13 protein-coding genes are annotated in these 15799 nt (G+C 52.5%); 7 read left to right on the top strand and 6 right to left on the bottom strand.

Annotation, left to right across the window (positions count from 1 at the left end; translation table 11 throughout):
- Nucleotides 1–140: 140 nt before the first annotated feature.
- Both resB and ccsB read left to right on the top strand, forming a co-directional pair.
- A complete protein-coding gene (gene resB, locus HX448_RS03005) occupies nucleotides 141–1529 on the top strand; it encodes a cytochrome c biogenesis protein ResB (RefSeq protein WP_162485978.1) in 1389 nt (462 codons plus the stop codon).
- Nucleotides 1530–2381, top strand: a complete 852-nt coding sequence (ccsB, locus tag HX448_RS03000) for a c-type cytochrome biogenesis protein CcsB (protein ID WP_102330691.1) — start codon at nucleotides 1530–1532, stop codon at nucleotides 2379–2381. It begins immediately after the preceding gene.
- An 86-nt stretch (nucleotides 2382–2467) separates the two neighbouring features.
- Here ccsB and HX448_RS02995 read toward each other — a convergent pair whose 3' ends face one another.
- From HX448_RS02995 to rd, 4 genes are all read right to left on the bottom strand, one after another.
- Nucleotides 2468–2881, bottom strand: coding sequence for a CoA-binding protein (locus HX448_RS02995; RefSeq protein ID WP_102330690.1), 414 nt, complete (start codon nucleotides 2879–2881; stop codon nucleotides 2468–2470).
- A 62-nt stretch (nucleotides 2882–2943) separates the two neighbouring features.
- On the bottom strand, nucleotides 2944–3813 hold the full coding sequence (locus tag HX448_RS02990; protein ID WP_102330689.1) for a thiamine pyrophosphate-dependent enzyme: 870 nt from the start codon (nucleotides 3811–3813) through the stop codon (nucleotides 2944–2946).
- A gap of 1 nt (nucleotide 3814) precedes the next feature.
- A complete protein-coding gene (locus HX448_RS02985; RefSeq protein ID WP_162485977.1) occupies nucleotides 3815–5539 on the bottom strand; it encodes a 2-oxoacid:acceptor oxidoreductase subunit alpha in 1725 nt (574 codons plus the stop codon).
- Nucleotides 5540–5561: 22 nt separating this feature from the next.
- On the bottom strand, nucleotides 5562–5723 hold the full coding sequence (gene rd, locus HX448_RS02980; protein WP_102330687.1) for a rubredoxin: 162 nt from the start codon (nucleotides 5721–5723) through the stop codon (nucleotides 5562–5564).
- A gap of 353 nt (nucleotides 5724–6076) precedes the next feature.
- Here rd and HX448_RS02975 point away from each other — a divergent pair, with 353 nt between their 5' ends.
- Together HX448_RS02975 and cax are read left to right on the top strand one after the other, a co-directional pair.
- A complete protein-coding gene (locus HX448_RS02975; RefSeq protein ID WP_102330686.1) occupies nucleotides 6077–6490 on the top strand; it encodes a hypothetical protein in 414 nt (137 codons plus the stop codon).
- A 195-nt stretch (nucleotides 6491–6685) separates the two neighbouring features.
- A complete protein-coding gene (gene cax, locus HX448_RS02970) occupies nucleotides 6686–7756 on the top strand; it encodes a calcium/proton exchanger (protein ID WP_162485976.1) in 1071 nt (356 codons plus the stop codon).
- A gap of 16 nt (nucleotides 7757–7772) precedes the next feature.
- Here cax and HX448_RS02965 read toward each other — a convergent pair whose 3' ends face one another.
- Entirely contained in the window at nucleotides 7773–9935 is a 2163-nt protein-coding gene (locus HX448_RS02965; RefSeq protein WP_162485975.1) for an acetate--CoA ligase family protein, read from the bottom strand.
- Between the two features lie 345 nt (nucleotides 9936–10280).
- Here HX448_RS02965 and HX448_RS02960 point away from each other — a divergent pair, with 345 nt between their 5' ends.
- Nucleotides 10281–12773, top strand: a complete 2493-nt coding sequence (locus HX448_RS02960; RefSeq protein ID WP_102330683.1) for a sensor histidine kinase — start codon at nucleotides 10281–10283, stop codon at nucleotides 12771–12773.
- A gap of 15 nt (nucleotides 12774–12788) precedes the next feature.
- The gene (locus tag HX448_RS02955; RefSeq protein ID WP_102330682.1) at nucleotides 12789–13463 is read left to right on the top strand and encodes a response regulator transcription factor; all 675 of its coding nucleotides are present in this window, start codon (nucleotides 12789–12791) and stop codon (nucleotides 13461–13463) included.
- An 85-nt stretch (nucleotides 13464–13548) separates the two neighbouring features.
- Here HX448_RS02955 and HX448_RS02950 read toward each other — a convergent pair whose 3' ends face one another.
- Complete coding sequence (locus tag HX448_RS02950) at nucleotides 13549–14829, bottom strand: MFS transporter (RefSeq protein WP_102330681.1); 1281 nt, start codon at nucleotides 14827–14829, stop codon at nucleotides 13549–13551.
- 210 nt (nucleotides 14830–15039) lie between these two features.
- On the opposite strand from HX448_RS02950, the gene HX448_RS02945 reads away from it, so the two are divergent.
- Nucleotides 15040–15705 carry a DUF502 domain-containing protein gene (locus HX448_RS02945; protein WP_162485974.1) on the top strand — a complete coding sequence of 222 codons (666 nt, stop codon included), beginning with the start codon at nucleotides 15040–15042 and terminating at the stop codon, nucleotides 15703–15705.
- Nucleotides 15706–15799 lie beyond the last annotated feature (94 nt).

The following is a 15799-nucleotide window of genomic DNA, read 5'->3' as shown; positions in this document are numbered from 1 at the left end:
TTCATGCTATTTGACCTTCAATAAAAAATAAGTCACTATATTATTGGCGTCGATATTTATCGGACGGCGGAATTTGTTTTAACTCACTTTGAAAGGCATCCTTTGCATTGAACTACATCAAATCCACGTTTAATTGGTTCGTGCATTTATTCAGTTCCGTCAGATTCGCCCTCTGGATTATTTTACTTCTCGCCATTGTAAGCCTTGCCGGTACCCTTCTTCGGCAAATTCCTTCCCAATTGCTCGCCGACCCTACATTGAAACAGGCCTGGATCGAACAGGTTGCCCAGCCTCACTACGGCTCTTTTTGGACCGCCGTGTTTAACGGTTTGGGCTTATTCGATGTATTCCATTCAGCCATATTCCTGATTCTCGGAAGCCTGCTCATCATAGCGATTGCTGTGTGTTCACTTAAACGGATGCCCAGCCTGATAAGGACAAGCCGTGGAACCGATTTGGACAGCGCGGCACGACTTCTTGAAAAAGGCAATGTTACCCGTTCCGCAAGCAAGATTTCAGCGTCCGAAAACATGGCAAATGTGACTGGTTTTCTTTCCAATCGCCGCTACCGGGTGAGACGCGGGGAGACACCAGATGGAACCGTATTTGTCGCTGATAAAAACCGTTTTGCCCCATGGGGCACCTATGCCATTCACCTTAGCCTGATCCTTTTGACCGCCGGTTACATTGTCGGGAGCGCCAAAGGATATTCCAACGAGTCTTTTGTAGTTACAGAGGGCGAAACGAGGGCTATCGGATCACCGTATGATGCCTCCATCAAACTCGTTGACTTCCAGGCCGATTTTTATGATAACGGTCAGCCCAAAGATTATCGGAGCGATGTGCAGATCCTTGTCGGCGGTCAGGTAATCAAAGAAGGAACAATACGAGTCAACTACCCATTGAGTTACGGCAATCTGAATATCTATCAATCATTTTACGGGCCCGCCCTGACCCTCCGGGTATCCGATTCAGGTGGAAACGAGGTTTTCGATGGTTCCCTAGCCCTGACCGACCCATTCACCGTTGAAGGTATTACACGGAACTCCGGGACCCTCGACCTGACATCGAGCGGTGTTTTCGTTTTTATCATCAGTTCTGCCGGACCGGGAGATCCAGTGGTGCCCAATGGAAGTGTACGGCTTGAATTTTACGATGCTTCGCCGGATACCGGGGGAGAGTTTATCGATTCCCTGGATATTCAAATCGGGAGCACCACCGAGTTCCAGGGGCTCAAATTCTCCCCAAGCGCGATGATCGAGTTCTCGGGTTTCCAGTTGCGCGAAGATCCCGGATTGAACCTTATATGGGCGGCATTCATCCTGTTCATGCTAGGACTCGGCCTCGTCTTCTATTTCCCTCATCGCCAGATGGTCATAGGCGTCTATCCAGATGTCAAAGGCAGCCGCACTGCCTATCATATTCTTGGCAAAAAAAACCAGGCCGCTACCGACGAGATCGAATCCTTCGCCAAAGTCATCGGCGCGACTGGTCAAATACAGCCCAAAAACATGGAGAGAAAAAAATAAATGGAAGCAATGCAGGCAATTTTCTTTTGGGCTTCACTACTTTCGCTTGGCTTAATCGCCCTCGGTCTCATCATCTACATTTCCAGTTTGGCGTCGGCGCGAGGTAAACGCGAGGACGCGGGAAAGACCGTCCGCCAGATCCTTATCTTCATGATGTGGTTATCCTTCGCTCTTTTATCGGGAGCTATCGCCACCCGTTGGGCAGCTACCGGCCACGGACCCTTCTCCAGCATGTTCGAATTTGCCCTGGCTTTCGCATGGGGCATCATCGGCCTGGGAATCCTCTACTGGATGCGCTACAAGACGCTGCTGGTTTCCGGCGCTTCTTCAGTTATAGCGTTGGCACTAATCATCTTCGCGGCCTTCTCCACCGGCTTTAATCCTACCCAGTCTTCGGAACTGGTTCCCGCGTTGCAGCAGAATTTCCTCTTGTCCACGCACGTTGCCGCGGCTGCCCTTTCCTATGGTGCTTTCGCCATCGGTTTTGTCACTTCGATAATGTTCCTGATGCAGCGTAAACGCATCATCCCCTGGATGCCGTCTCCGGATAAACTCGATCGGATCAGCTACAACACCGTCATCGTCGGTTTCCCGCTGCTCACCCTGGTGATCATCCTCGGCGCCCTTTGGGCTCACGTAGCCTGGGGTCGCTATTGGTCTTGGGACCCGAAAGAAACAGCCGCCCTGGTCACCTGGTTTTTCTATGCCGCTTATCTGCACACACGAGTGGTTGTCGGCTGGCAAGGCAACAGGTCCGCGGTACTGCTGGTGATCGCCTTCCTGGCGGTGATTTTCACCTTTTTCGGTAACTACTTCTTCTCCGGTCTTCATGCCTTTGAGACCGGCGGCTAGCCTTCTCCCCGAATAAAAATGAAGATCGACGGCTTAAAAGCCGTCGATCTTTTTCTATTATCGGAAATAAAAAGTGTGCGAAGGATTTAGTGCTTGGCCCCGGTGAAAGCGGCGTGAGCCTTGGCAAGGCACTTGTCCATGATGACAATAAGTCCGGCCTGTCTGGCTTTTTCGGCCGCTTCTTCATTGATTACGCCCTCTTGAAGCCATAGGACCTTGGCGCCTACGGCGATCGCTTCATCGACGGTGGGCATCAATTTGTCTGAAGCCCGGAACACGTCCACTACCTCTATCTTCTCGGGTACAGATGGAAGGTCCGGATAGGTTTTTCTGCCCAGGACGGATTCCACGGTAGGATTAATCGGAATTACTTTATATCCTGTCCCGATCAGGTAAGCCATCACCGCGTTTGAGTGGCGTTGCGGGTCCGGAGAGGCGCCGACGACCGCAATCGTTTTATATTTTGAGAGGATTTCCTTCTCGATCTTTGTTACCCGCATCGAATTACTCCTTGATGCGGCATTTTCGAATATTCAATATCTCGATGTCAATCTTTTGACAATCAGGTAAAAATATCCAGTAATCTATCGAGGGACTTCAGCTCAAGCGGTTGTTTAACCAAAGGCGGTTGTTGAGTAATTCCTAGGTAGTCCTCGAACACCTCTCGCTCGTGTTGATAAATAATACCTATCGGGATATGCTCCCCCCATTCGAGCGCTTTCTGAAAAGCCCCGCATTGGTCGGACGCGTCGTACTTGGTGGCTTCGAGTTTGTAAATCCTCTCCTGGTACCATTGATACGTATTCTTTTTGTTGAAGCTGACACAGGGCTGGAGTATCTCGATCAAAGCAAAACCCTTGTGTTTCATACCCTGTTCGATGAGACCGGCCAAATGGTCGATGTCAGCCGCAAACCCACGGGCGACAAACGAACAATCACAAGCAACGGCAACTGCCAGCGGCCGTAGTGCGTGCCACGCCCCGTCGGGATTGAGCTTTGTGGTGAATCCGAGGTCAGTTGTCGGAGAGGCTTGGCCTTTGGTCAAGCCGTAGACCTGGTTATTATGCACCAGATAGGTTAGATTGGAATTGCGGTTCATGGCGTGCATGAAGTGGTTGCCGCCCTCTCCATAACCGTCTCCATCGCCGGAGATGACTAATACATTCAACTCTCTATTAGCTATTTTGGCCGCCACCGCAGTTGGCATCGGTCGACCGTGCAGGCCATTGAAGACATTGGCGGTCGTATAGTGCGGTAACTTGCCCGACTGCCCAATTCCGGAGACAAGCAAAACCTCATTGGGATGGAGTCCAAGATCTGCCAGTGCCTTGTTCACCGAACGCAGAATCCCGAAATTACCGCACCCGGGACACCAAGCGTTCTCTGAACCGGGGGCATATTCCTTGATATCAACTTTCTCTCTAGCGGGCATTTCAGGTCTCCTTTTCCAGAACGCTGACGATATATTCCGCGGTAAACGCCCTGCCATCGTACTTGTGAATCCGGCCGTCTGCGGCGATGCCTGTTTCTGAGCGAATAAGTTGTTCCAACTGCCCTGTGTAATTGTTTTCGATGACTATGTTTTTGGCTACTCCTGCCAGAGCGTTGCCAAGAGCTTCAGCCGGGAATGGCCATATCTCGTCGAGTTGGACGACACAAGCGTTGGTGCCAAGAGTCTCGAGCTGGCAGGCTGCCTCTCTGACGGCTCCAAGGGTGCTGCCCCATCCTATAAGATTGAACTTCGCATTGTCACGGTGGTGTACGATCGGGCCCTTGATCTCTTTTGCCAAACTGAGATTTTTACGCATTCGTTTGTCCATCATCTTTGTCCGGGTCTCAGCGTCTTCGATGATATGCCCTTTCTCGTTATGTTCGTCTGAATCGGCTACGACCAGCGCTTTACCCTGGCCCGGAAATGCTCGCGGAGAGATGCCCGTTTTGGTAAAGGCATAACGCTGGTAATCGATAGCTTTTTCCGCTTCCTCGTCTGTTAAAATTTCTCCGCGATCGATGATCACCTTCGTCAAGTCCGGTTTTTTCATCGTATATGAAGAATTGCCCAGATCATGGTCAGTGAGAATTATGACCGGCGACTGGTATTTTTCCGCCAGGTTGAAGGCCTTCACAGCCGCCCAAAAAGCGCTCTCAGCATCGGTGGGAGCCAAGACCGCTCGAGGAAATTCCCCATGTCCTGAATTAATGGCAAATAACAGCTCACCCTGTTCAGTTCGCGTCGGCAGGCCGATAGCCGGACCTGACCGTTGCCCCAGGACGACAACCATCGGCGTCTCTGTCATTCCGGCGAGTGACAGGGCCTCGACCATAAGGCAAAAACCGCCGCCAGAGGTGGCTGTTATCGCCCGGACGCCGGTGTAGGCAGCCCCCACCACCATATTAGCCGCCGATATTTCATCCTCTGCCTGAACAACGTGGAGCCCGTATTCCCGGCCCTTGTCCGCCAGAAATTCAAGAATTGGAGTAGTCGGCGTCATGGGGTAACCGGCCACAAACTTACACCCTGCCGCAAGTACGCCCAAAGCCAGTGCCTCGTGGCCGGTAACCAGCATCTTGCCGGAGGGTTTGTCTGCTTTAAGGCGCAGTTCAAAGCCGGCGGGTCGGTTTTGATTTCCGTAATCATGACCGGCTTTCCCGGCTTTGACGTTGTCCTCGACCACTTTTTCACCGTGCCGACCGTATTCCTGTCGGAGAACTTCTGCCATGACTTCGAAATCGTAACCCAGCAAACCAAGCGTCACTCCGGCGGCAACCGTATTTGTCATCAGGACGTTGCCGGATGTATCAAGAGCAATTTTTTCAAGAGGAACGTCAAGCGAGATGATGCCGTCATACGGTTTCCCCCCCGTCTTAGCACCATCGTAAATCAGAGTTCCGCCCGGTAGCAGCGCTTTTCGATGAATTTCTATCGTCTCGGCATTCAGGGTTACCAGGATGTCGATCGGTTCAAGGGCTGAGGCTACCGGATTCTTGCTTGCCCTGACACGAGTAAAAGAATGCCCGCCTCGGATTCTGGATTCAAAGTCTTGATCGGCAAATATCTCGAAACCACCTCGCAAAAGGGACCTGGCCAAAACCGAACCCACAGATTGAACCCCTTGACCGGCCTCGCCACCAATCATGATGTTCAGATCATCATCCATTTTACCTCCACTGAGACGTAATCTAACTGGCTTTAACGAACAGGTCTTTGGTCGCCCCGCATACAGGACACACCCAACTGTCCGGTATGTCTTCGAAAGGCGTGCCCGGTTTGATGCCTCCATCCGGATCACCCGCCGCCGGGTCGTATATGTATCCGCAAATTGTGCATCGATATTTGGTCATCTTGTTGTCCTCCTAGTTTCAGGATAAGGGGCAAACCGTCTTAAGTCAAAATGAAAATATAAATCAATTTTGTTTTGGTTCCCTGTATTTATTAGTATTGTCTTATAACGTTTATATTCATCTTTTTAATTCAAACAATTTGGCTTGCTTCTTGAAATCGGAAATCGTTCGCATGCTGTGCTTTTGAATGGCAAAAGCCCGCCTCCGATTTTACTAATCAACCAGCCGATTATTTTGTTTCACAAATCGAAGATTCAGGTTCACATTTATTTGATCTTATATATTTGTCTTTACTTTTATTTTAATAATTGGTTATAATGAATTTTGAATAAATAATTGCGCAAGGAGTAAGAATGACTGAAGCCAGGGTGTTAATTGATCTGAAGGAAGGCGTTATCGAACTCGAAGGTCCGATCGAATTTGTTGAAAAATACATTGCCAAGTACGCCCCAGGCGGTGCTGCAGTTCAAACAGCCATCGAAAAACCCACAGACAAGCGCGGTCCCGGCCGCCCCCCCAAGTCTGGGAAGCCTGCCCGAAAGAAGAAAGTTTCTTGCGACAAGCTCGCGGCCGATTTGACTTCTGCCGGATTCTTTGGTCAGGAGCGCGGCTTCGGAGCGATCAAGTTGGAAATGACCAGAGTCGAACCCGGTTGCTCAGATAACAAGATCCGTAAGGCACTCAAAAATGCCATCGCCGCCGGCAAACTGGCAGCCAGTGGCGCCGGCCGAGGTATGAAATACATCGAGATTGCTGCTGCCGAATAAATTCAACATGAACGTCAAAACGCCCGGAATCCATCCGGGCGTTTTTTTATTCATTGGTTCCCGAATTATGCGGTGATACCCTGCCCCGATTGAAAAGCCATTACGTCCGGAGTATGATGAGCAACCATTCGCCCGGCACCGGAATATGCACACTGATTGAACAATTTTTTCGGTGTTAGTTTCACCCATAACTTTATGTCTATCAGATTAGGCCGGATTCAGCTTCATCGGATCGATTTTTTACTCCTATTCGTTCCCCTTTCGCTGGCCTGTTATCTCCTCAAGCTTCCGGCGATAGTGTCTTTCACTTCTGCAGCTGCCGCGGTCGTCGCCATCTCCCATCTCATGGTCGAAGCAACCGGCATAATTTCACAGCGGGTATCGAGCACTATCTCAGCGCTCATTAACGCCACCTTCGGTAATGCCATCGAATTCATGATCGCGATCTTCGCCCTCCGTGCCGGACTGGAGACAATGGTCAAAGCATCGATCACCGGCTCAATTATCCTTAATGTACTTTTCCTAATAGGCCTCTCTATGGTTGCCGGCGGCATGAAATATAAGGAACAGCGATTTAATAAGGACTCAGCGGGTCTGTCGTCGACGATGCTGATCATAATCGTCGTCGGGTTAGCCATGCCATCGATGTACAGCATCCTGGTAGGCAAACCGGCACAGGATATGAGCATTGCGGTATCCGTTATTTTGGGCGTTATTTATTTGTTAAGCCTGTTCTATACGTTGGTGACCCATAAGCATCTGTTCATCGTCAAACGCGAAGCCCCGCCATCTGGAAGCTATCGCCCCTGGCCTTTCAGGGTTGCGGTCGCTATCTTGCTGATTTCGGCGATTGCAGCAGGTTTCGAGTCGTCGTTAATCGTCGATTCGATCACCCCGCTGATAGATACCCTCGGTATAACTCAGACTTTCGCCGGACTCGTCCTAATCGCGCTGTTGACCAATATCCCTGAACAGATCAGCGCTGCCAGGTTTGCCCGCCTGAATAACATGACATTATCCCTGGAGATAGGCATGAGTTCAGCTTTACAGATCGCTTTGTTCGTGGTGCCGGTTTTGGTATTGCTTAGTTCCACGCTCACCGGCAGTACTATGGATCTTGTTCTCAGCCCGTTTGAGCTGATCTCGCTGGTCATGACAGCGATGATCGCCAATTACATCAGCGCCGACGGCATCTGCCACTGGCTGGAGGGCGCCCAACTTCTGGCGGTTTATGCCCTTATCGCCACTGCCTTCTTCTTCATCTAAGAGAGGCGGATTCGTGTCACCCTGCGACAGATTCAGGCACGGAATTAGCGTGTTGCTTGTTGCCAGCCAATAAAATTCTGGCATCCACTACGGCGTACCCTTTACCGGCCGCAAATACTCTTACCGGATTCAAATCCAATTCTTGTATCCGCGGCAGATCCTCGACCAAAGCCGATAACCTTAATAACAGTTCCTCGATTGCTTGGATATCCGCCGGAGGGGATCCTCGGAATCCCTCCAGCAGCTTGTACGCCTTAATGGAATGCACCATCTCGTTTGCATCGACATCCGTTAACGGTTGAATCCTCACTGTCGAATCTTTGAACAACTCAGTGTAAATGCCGCCCAACCCAAACAATGTCAGCTGTCCGAAGATCGCATCATGGATGACCCCGGCGATGAGTTCAATACCTTCCCCCGCCATCTTTTGTACCGTGACTCCCCTTACCCCGGTTACAAACCCTGCAATGCTCATTCTCTTCATTAAGCCGTCATAGGCAGTTTGGAGCTCTTCGGGGGATCCGATGTCCAGAATGATGCCGCCTGCTTCTGTCTTGTGCACGATGGTATTGGAATCGATTTTGAGGACAACGGGATAACCGATCTCCTGCGCTGCTGCGGTTGCCTGCTCAAGATTTGCCGCGGAACGGATTCCCAGAGCTTTTATCCCGTAACACTCGAGGAGTGAGAACACCTCCACCGGTTGAAGCCAGCCATCTGGCGCAGAATCGACGATCTCCTTTGCCTTCTGACGATCGATGTCAGGAAACTCAGGAATTGTCCCCTTCTGTTTCTGCCTTTGCCGGCCGTAATCCAGCGCTCTCGCGAGGACATACACCGCCGCTTCCGGGAAAGCGAATGAAGGCACTCCGGCGGCCCCTGCCGGCAGTGTCGTTCCGGGTACGCAGCCCCGTTGCCCCATGAACGAGGCGACCATGGGTTTGCCGCGGCGCCGGAATTCCGGAGCCAGGTCTTTGATCACCACCGCCACTTCCTCGGGACATGCGAACACCGGGGGGATAAAAATAACTATGACTGCATCGATATTATCGTCCGAGGCTAACAACGACAGAGCGCCGCGGTACTCGGAGGCTCCGACGTCGGTGATGTCTATCGGATTAGCCAGTGATGCCCGTACCGGTAATAATGCTTTTAGCCCGGCCAGCGTCTCGTCTGAAAGTGGCGTCAACTCCAGTCCGGCCGCGGAACAGGCGTCGGCGGCCAAGGCTCCCGGCCCTCCGCCGTTGGTCAAAATGGCGACCCGGTTTCCCCTGGGGAGCGGCTGCTTGGATAGGAAATCGGATACGTCGAAAAGCTGCTCCAGGCTATCGACCCTGATTATCCCGGTCTGGGCAAACAGCGCGTCGACCGCTACATCGGCGGTTGCCAGCGCCCCGGTATGCGAGGCAGTCGCTTTCGACCCCTGAGGCGACCTTCCGCTCTTTACGGCGACTATTGGCTTGCTGGGCGAAATTGACCTCGCCAACCGGGCGAATTTTTTCGGATTGCCGAATGATTCCAGGTACAGCATGATGACCGAGGTGTTCGGATCATCGCGCCAATACTCCAACAGGTCGTTCGATGATACATCAGCTTTATTACCCACGCTAACGAACGTCGATAATCCGATATTCAAATTCCTGGCATACTCGAGGATCACCAGCCCCAGCGCTCCGCTCTGCGTTGCCATCGCGATGTCCCCCTGAGGCGGAAAAACATGGCTGAAGGTCGCGTTGAGAGAGACATTCGGGTCAGTATTCAAAACGCCCATGCAGTTAGGCCCGACCAGTCTCATCCCGTGGTGACGGCAGATTGACGCCAGGTCTCGCTGGCGATTCACACCCTCCCGTCCATTCTCGGCAAATCCGGCCGAAATCACTACCAATGCCTTTACGCCCTTCAGGCCGCACTGTTCGGCTGCCTCAAGAACGAATTCAGCCGGCACGGCGATCACTGCCAGGTCGACGGGTTCGGGAATATCGAAAATCGATGGATACGCCTTGACCGATGATATATCATCCGCATTCGGGTTGATCGGGAATACCGGGCCTTTGAAGTCACTTTCCAATAAATTATTGAAAATTTTGTTGCCGAGACTCCCTTCACGCCTGGAGGCGCCGATGACCGCCACGGACCGGGGTTTGAGGAGGGACTCTAACGAACGCTTATTTTCATTCATGTATTTATTCGCCAAGTGGATTAAATAGGTGTTCATTTCCGATTTTAATTCACATCGCTCAATTGGGCAAAATTTCTCAAGCCGGTATAATCGCAGCCTGTCAGGTCCACTTTGTTTCAAAGAGTCATTCAATGGCCTTTTTCGATCTTTATTCCAGCCTGAGTGACTAATGATGATAGTTTTGGTTATGCCACGTTAATTATCCAGCGTACCGTTATTTGCTTTTTGTAACCATTGTCTAATAAATATTTTTAAATACGCCATCTGTTTTTACCTTAAAGTATTGTCAATCTGCCGCCAAAACGTTACAATAGCTTTAAATCATTAAGAAAAAGGCACACCCTGGTGACAACCAAGCTCCGGTCAGGACAGACCCTGGAAACCGCCTACAAATTTCTTGAGATCGCTAACCGGCATGTCGAGATCAAACCACTGCTGGTAGAATTCCTTGCAGAGTTTAAAGCCCTCACCGGATGCTCCGCGATCGGCATCCGATTGCTCGATGAGGAGCGCAGTATTCCCTATTCTGTCTATGAAGGATTTTCCAGGGATTTCGTCGAACTTGAAAGCCCTTTGGTGATCGGCACCGATCGCTGCATGTGCATAAATGTCATCGCCGGAACGACCGACCCGTCAAAGCCGTTCTACACTGAAATAGGTTCTTTCTTTATGAACCGGACGAGCAATTTCCTCGCCACGGTTTCAGAAGATGAAAAAGGTCAAACGCGTAACGCCTGCAACGCCCACGGATATGAATCCGTCGCTCTGATTCCAATAAGATCGGGGGATTCGGTCCTCGGCTTGATACACGTAGCGGATCGGCATGAGAACATGGTCCCGCCCGTTTTGGTCGCCGAGCTTGAAAAGATCGGCCTGGTGCTGGGCAATGCTATACAGAGGGTGCGTCTTACCCAATCGCTCCGCGATAGCGAACAGCGCTTCCGCGCCCTTTTCGATAACACCGGCGATGCCATCATCCTCTGGGAGATGCCCGGTAGCGGCTATGAAGCCCGGGTTATTGAGGCCAATCAGGTTGCCTGCGACAGATACGGTTACGCCCATGAAGAGATGCTTCATCTGACAGCTCGCGACCTCAACACACCTGAAAGTTACGCTCAAACTAACGTCAGCTCCGAGGCGTTCCAACGAACCGGGCAGTTGACCGTCCAGATCGTTCACCGTACCAAATCGGGACAACCCATACCCTCGGAGGTCTCCGCCCATAGATTCGAACTGAATGGCAAAACGGTGATCCTGTCGGTGATCCGCGACATCAGGAAAAGGCTGGAACAGGAGGCGGAGATCCGCAGCCTGGCGGCTTTCCCGCTGTCCAACCCGAGTCCAGTACTTCGTGTCTCGATGGAAGGAAGCGTTTTGTTCGCCAACCCCGCCGCCTCGCCGCTTCTGCGGGAATGGCATATCGACACTGGTGGCGTCCTCCCTCCCCCCTGGCCTGAACAGGCTGGGAGGGCCTGGAAAACCGGGGAGGAATTCGAAGCGGAGCTCGAAATCCCGGGCGCGACCTACGCTCTTACCCTTTTCCCTGATACAGCGAACGGCTTCCTTAATCTCTACGGCCTTGATATCACCCGGCGCAAATCGGCCGAGCGGGGACTCAAGGAGAGCCGGGACCGGCTTGAAAAGCTGAACAATTCCCTGCCCGACGCAATTGTTGTCGTCCGCCGGCCGGGGAAGCGGATAGAATACGTTAACCGCCGCATGGTCGAACTGTACGGTTATACACCGGAAGAATGCCTGGGGCGCACTCCCGGGTTTTTGTTTCCTGACAGAGCCTCCTACCTGGCTCAATCGCGCCGGCTCTCCGAGGCCATATCCAGCGGGAAAGCCGCCGAAGGCCTTCGTACCGAGGCATTTCAGCGGCGTAAAAGCGGAGAGCTTTTCCCCTGCGAACTGATCCAGACATTTCAGCCTCATCCCGATGGTTCCATGTCCACCATTACCATCGTCCGTGACATCACCGAACAACGGAAGTCGCAGGAGGAGATCGAGGTTTACCAGCACCGGCTTGAGGATATGGTCGCCGCGCGCACCGAAGCCCTGGGATCGGAAATAATCCAGAGGCAGAAAGCCGAGAGTGAATTGCGGTTGCTTTTTGACAGAGAGCAGACTCTATCAAGCGCGTTGAGGCAGCAGATCGAAGAGCGATCTCTTTACACCAGGGCTCTGGTGCATGAACTTAAGACCCCGCTCACCCCGCTGTTGACCGCCTCGGATTATCTTGAGGCTAGTTTGACCGACGAGACCGCCCGAAGCTTTGCCCATAATATTAAAGTCGGTGCCAGAAATATGGAAAAGAGGATCAACGAACTACTGGACCTGGCTCGCGGCGAGGTCGGGACCCTTCGGCTCAGCTATCGTTCTTTCGATCTTGCCGCTCTACTGGAGAAGATCGCAGAATACGTCCGACCGGAGGCCATACACCGAGGAATTCAACTCGAGCTTGACGTGCCTCCGGCGCCGGTCGTTATCAGCGCCGATCCCGACCGCCTGCGACAGGTCGTAACCAACCTGGTATCCAACTCATTCAAATTCAGTCGCAAGGGCGGTCACGTTAAAATATCTCTGCGACAAGATCCCGATGGGGCGGTTACATCGGTAGCCGATAACGGGACAGGTATCGCCACTGCCGATTTGCCGTATATTTTCGAACCGTACCACCGGGGTCAAAATACCGACAAAAAGCGTCTCGGCGGCCTTGGTTTGGGTTTAGCCCTGTCTAAAATGTTCGTTGAGTTGCACGGTGGTCAAATTTGGTTGAAAAGCGCCCATGGCAAAGGCAGCACTTTTAGTTTCAAGGTACCGTATAGTAAATCGTAAGGAGGAAAATCTGGCATGAAAATCTTGATCGTGGAAGACGACAGCGCCATCGTCGAACTGGTTAGCCTGTGCCTGAGGGTGAGCTGGCCGGATTCCCGGATTGTCTTTACCGGGCTTGCCCAGGAAGGCATCGAACTGGCGGACAAGGAAAACCCCGACCTGATCATTCTGGACCTCGGTTTGCCGGATAGGAGCGGCCTCGAACTGCTCAAGGAGGTCCGTACCCATTCCAATGTACCGGTAATCATCCTGACGGTTCGTGATGAGGAGTCTGATGTCGTCCGCGGGCTGGAATTGGGCGCCGATGATTACATCACCAAGCCATTCCGCCAGATGGAATTTGTCTCACGGGCTAAGGCGCTTCTCCGCCGGCAACGGGCTAGCGATAGCGGCTCGCCAATATCAATCGGCCAATTCCATTTCTCCGCCTCCCGACGCCAGGTCACGTGCGATGGACAGAGCGTTAAGTTAACCACCACCGAAGGCAAGATGCTCTACTGCCTGGCCCAAAACATGGGCAAACCGGTTTCCCATAACGACCTGTCGATGTCCATCTGGGGCGAGGTCCCGGCGGACGCCGCCAACTCCATCCGGGTGCATATGCGCAACCTGCGGCAGAAACTTGGCGACATCGGTATGCAGGGCGCCATAATGACAAAGTCCGGCACTGGCTATTTCATCAAGAAATAACGGTTTTCAGGCCAAGCTTAGGAACCAGCATTATCTCAGCCAACACTATTGATTGTTGGGCTCGCCATGGCGAGCCCAACTTTTTTTAATCCGAACTTTTCACTGCCTTTGCCGCCGACGGTCGCAGCATCTTACCCCACGCGTAAAAAGCCAGCCCGGCGAACATGATGACGGAAGCGATCGGCAGCCAGACCGAAAGCCTCCCGTCCGGCGCAGTGGAATCGAGTAACAGCCCTCCGAGTGTTGGACCTAACGATACTCCTAGAGTCTCCGATAGACCGTAGAATCCCTGGTAGCGGCCACGCCAGCTCTTGGGCGAAAGCTCGCCCACTACTGCCATAGACATTGGCGAGAACAGAACCTCTCCAGCGGTGATGATAGCCATCGCACCAATCGCCAGGCCATATGGACCGACAAAACCCATGGTCAAGTACCCCAGAGCGTAGACCGACATTCCCAGGAGCAGTGCTTTTGCTTTATCTAGCTTGCTTATAAATCGAGTCGCCGGATATTGAAAAAGCACCACTAAAATCGCGTTCAAAGTCAGGAGAGAGCCATATTGCACCGTCGAAAAACCGACACGCTCCACGGTATATACCGACATTGTGCTGATGAATTGTCCCAATCCCATGAATGCGATCACGCTGATCATGGTGAATACCAGGAAAGTCCTGTCTTTTGCAGTAGCCAGGGCTGCCGAAAAACTGACTTGCTCAGAACCACCCCCGACATGGCTTTCTGTGAGATGAGTGAAAGTCACGAGGATGCAGATACTGCTGACAACCGCTGCGCCGACGAACAGCCACGCGTAAGAAACTCCCGCCGCCCAGAAGTAACCGCCGATAGCCGGACCGAACCCGAACCCCAGGTTCTGGCCCATGCGCAGGATGCCGTAGCCCTCAGCCAGGCGTGCTTTCGGCATTAAATCGACGATTAGTGCCTGCGTCGCCGGCCGCGCCGCCATCAGTCCGCAACGAACCAGGAAATAGACACCAACGATTGACCAAACCGGGGCGACGGCGTTGATCAGGATGGACATTACCACGAACAAAGATCCCGCCAAAGTCATGCTGCCCAGTATGATCGGCCTTCTGCCGATTCGGTCGGATATCATTCCCGCAGCCATCTGCGCCGCAGAAGCGATCAAACCTGATCCCAGGATGATTAGCCCCACCATCAGCATTGACACGCCCCGCTGCGTGTTGAGGTAAAGCGAAAGGAACGGCAGGGACAACGAAAAACTGGCGGAGTTCAGCACGCCGATGATGGTGACCATCCACACACCCGGCGGAAAACGCCTGAAGATAGGGTTGGCAAACAGCCCCTTCTTTGGCATGTTGAATTGGGGATATGCGGGATCTGTCAATTGATTAATTCCAAGGACATCTTTGTTTCGAAAAATGCTACCCAGTGTACTCCCGGCGACTGTAATTAGCAACGCCCGGAAAGGTAGCGTCAATTGTACTCTAGGCACATATCGCCCTGGCAATGTGAATACCAAAAGGCGGGCATTTATCTCCGTCGCCGCGGCGGTTATAATGTTTCGGTGGAAGAAACCGATTGAGGGATCGCGCCATTGACCGAAAAGAAACAGAAAACGCCCGCGCTTAACAGTCTATTCCGGCAGATCTGGCGGACTTTTGTTGCCGGGTTGGTGGTCGTTTTGCCCGGCGCTTTGATCGTAATTGGCATCATCTGGCTGTTCGACCTGGCGGACGGCATACTCAGACCCCTGGTCAATATCCTTTTCGGGCGCCCGATTCCCGGTCTGGGCATCCTTTTAACGCTGCTCCTAATCCTGATCGTTGGGATCGTGACCTCGAACGTTGTCGGCAACAGCATCGTCCGGTTTGGAGAATTTTTAATAGCTCGGCTCCCGGTCCTGGCGCAGGTGTACAGCGGCGCCAAGCAGGCGATGCAGGCTCTTTCTGTCCCCGGAGCCTTCAAGGGCGGTTTCAGAAAGGTCATTATTCTGGAGTACCCGCGGGCTGGCGTATTCACTCTGGGTTTCATCACCAACAAAATCAAGGACCGCGAAGGCAGCCCCTTCGTCACCGTGTTTCTCCCTACCTCACCCTTCCCACACACCGGCACGTGGATTCTGGCCACCAGGGATCAAATCATCGAAACCGATGTCTCGTTCCTTAAAGCTATCCAGATGACGATCACCTGGGGAATATTGTCGCCAAAACGTGTTTTATTCCGCCGCTCTCTCGACAGCAGATCCCCCGACGAACGATGAGTTGGGATCAACTGATCTTTTTCAACCCTCGAGCCATCGACTGAGGCTCTATCCCAACCCATAGGTCTGTTAGTGAATCAATCTAATTCTTAAC

Source organism: Dehalogenimonas etheniformans (genome assembly GCF_014672715.2).
Classification (GTDB): Bacteria; Chloroflexota; Dehalococcoidia; order Dehalococcoidales; family Dehalococcoidaceae; genus Dehalogenimonas; species Dehalogenimonas etheniformans.
Note: the sequence above shows the minus strand (reverse complement) of the source record. Positions and strands in the feature narration are given on the sequence as shown.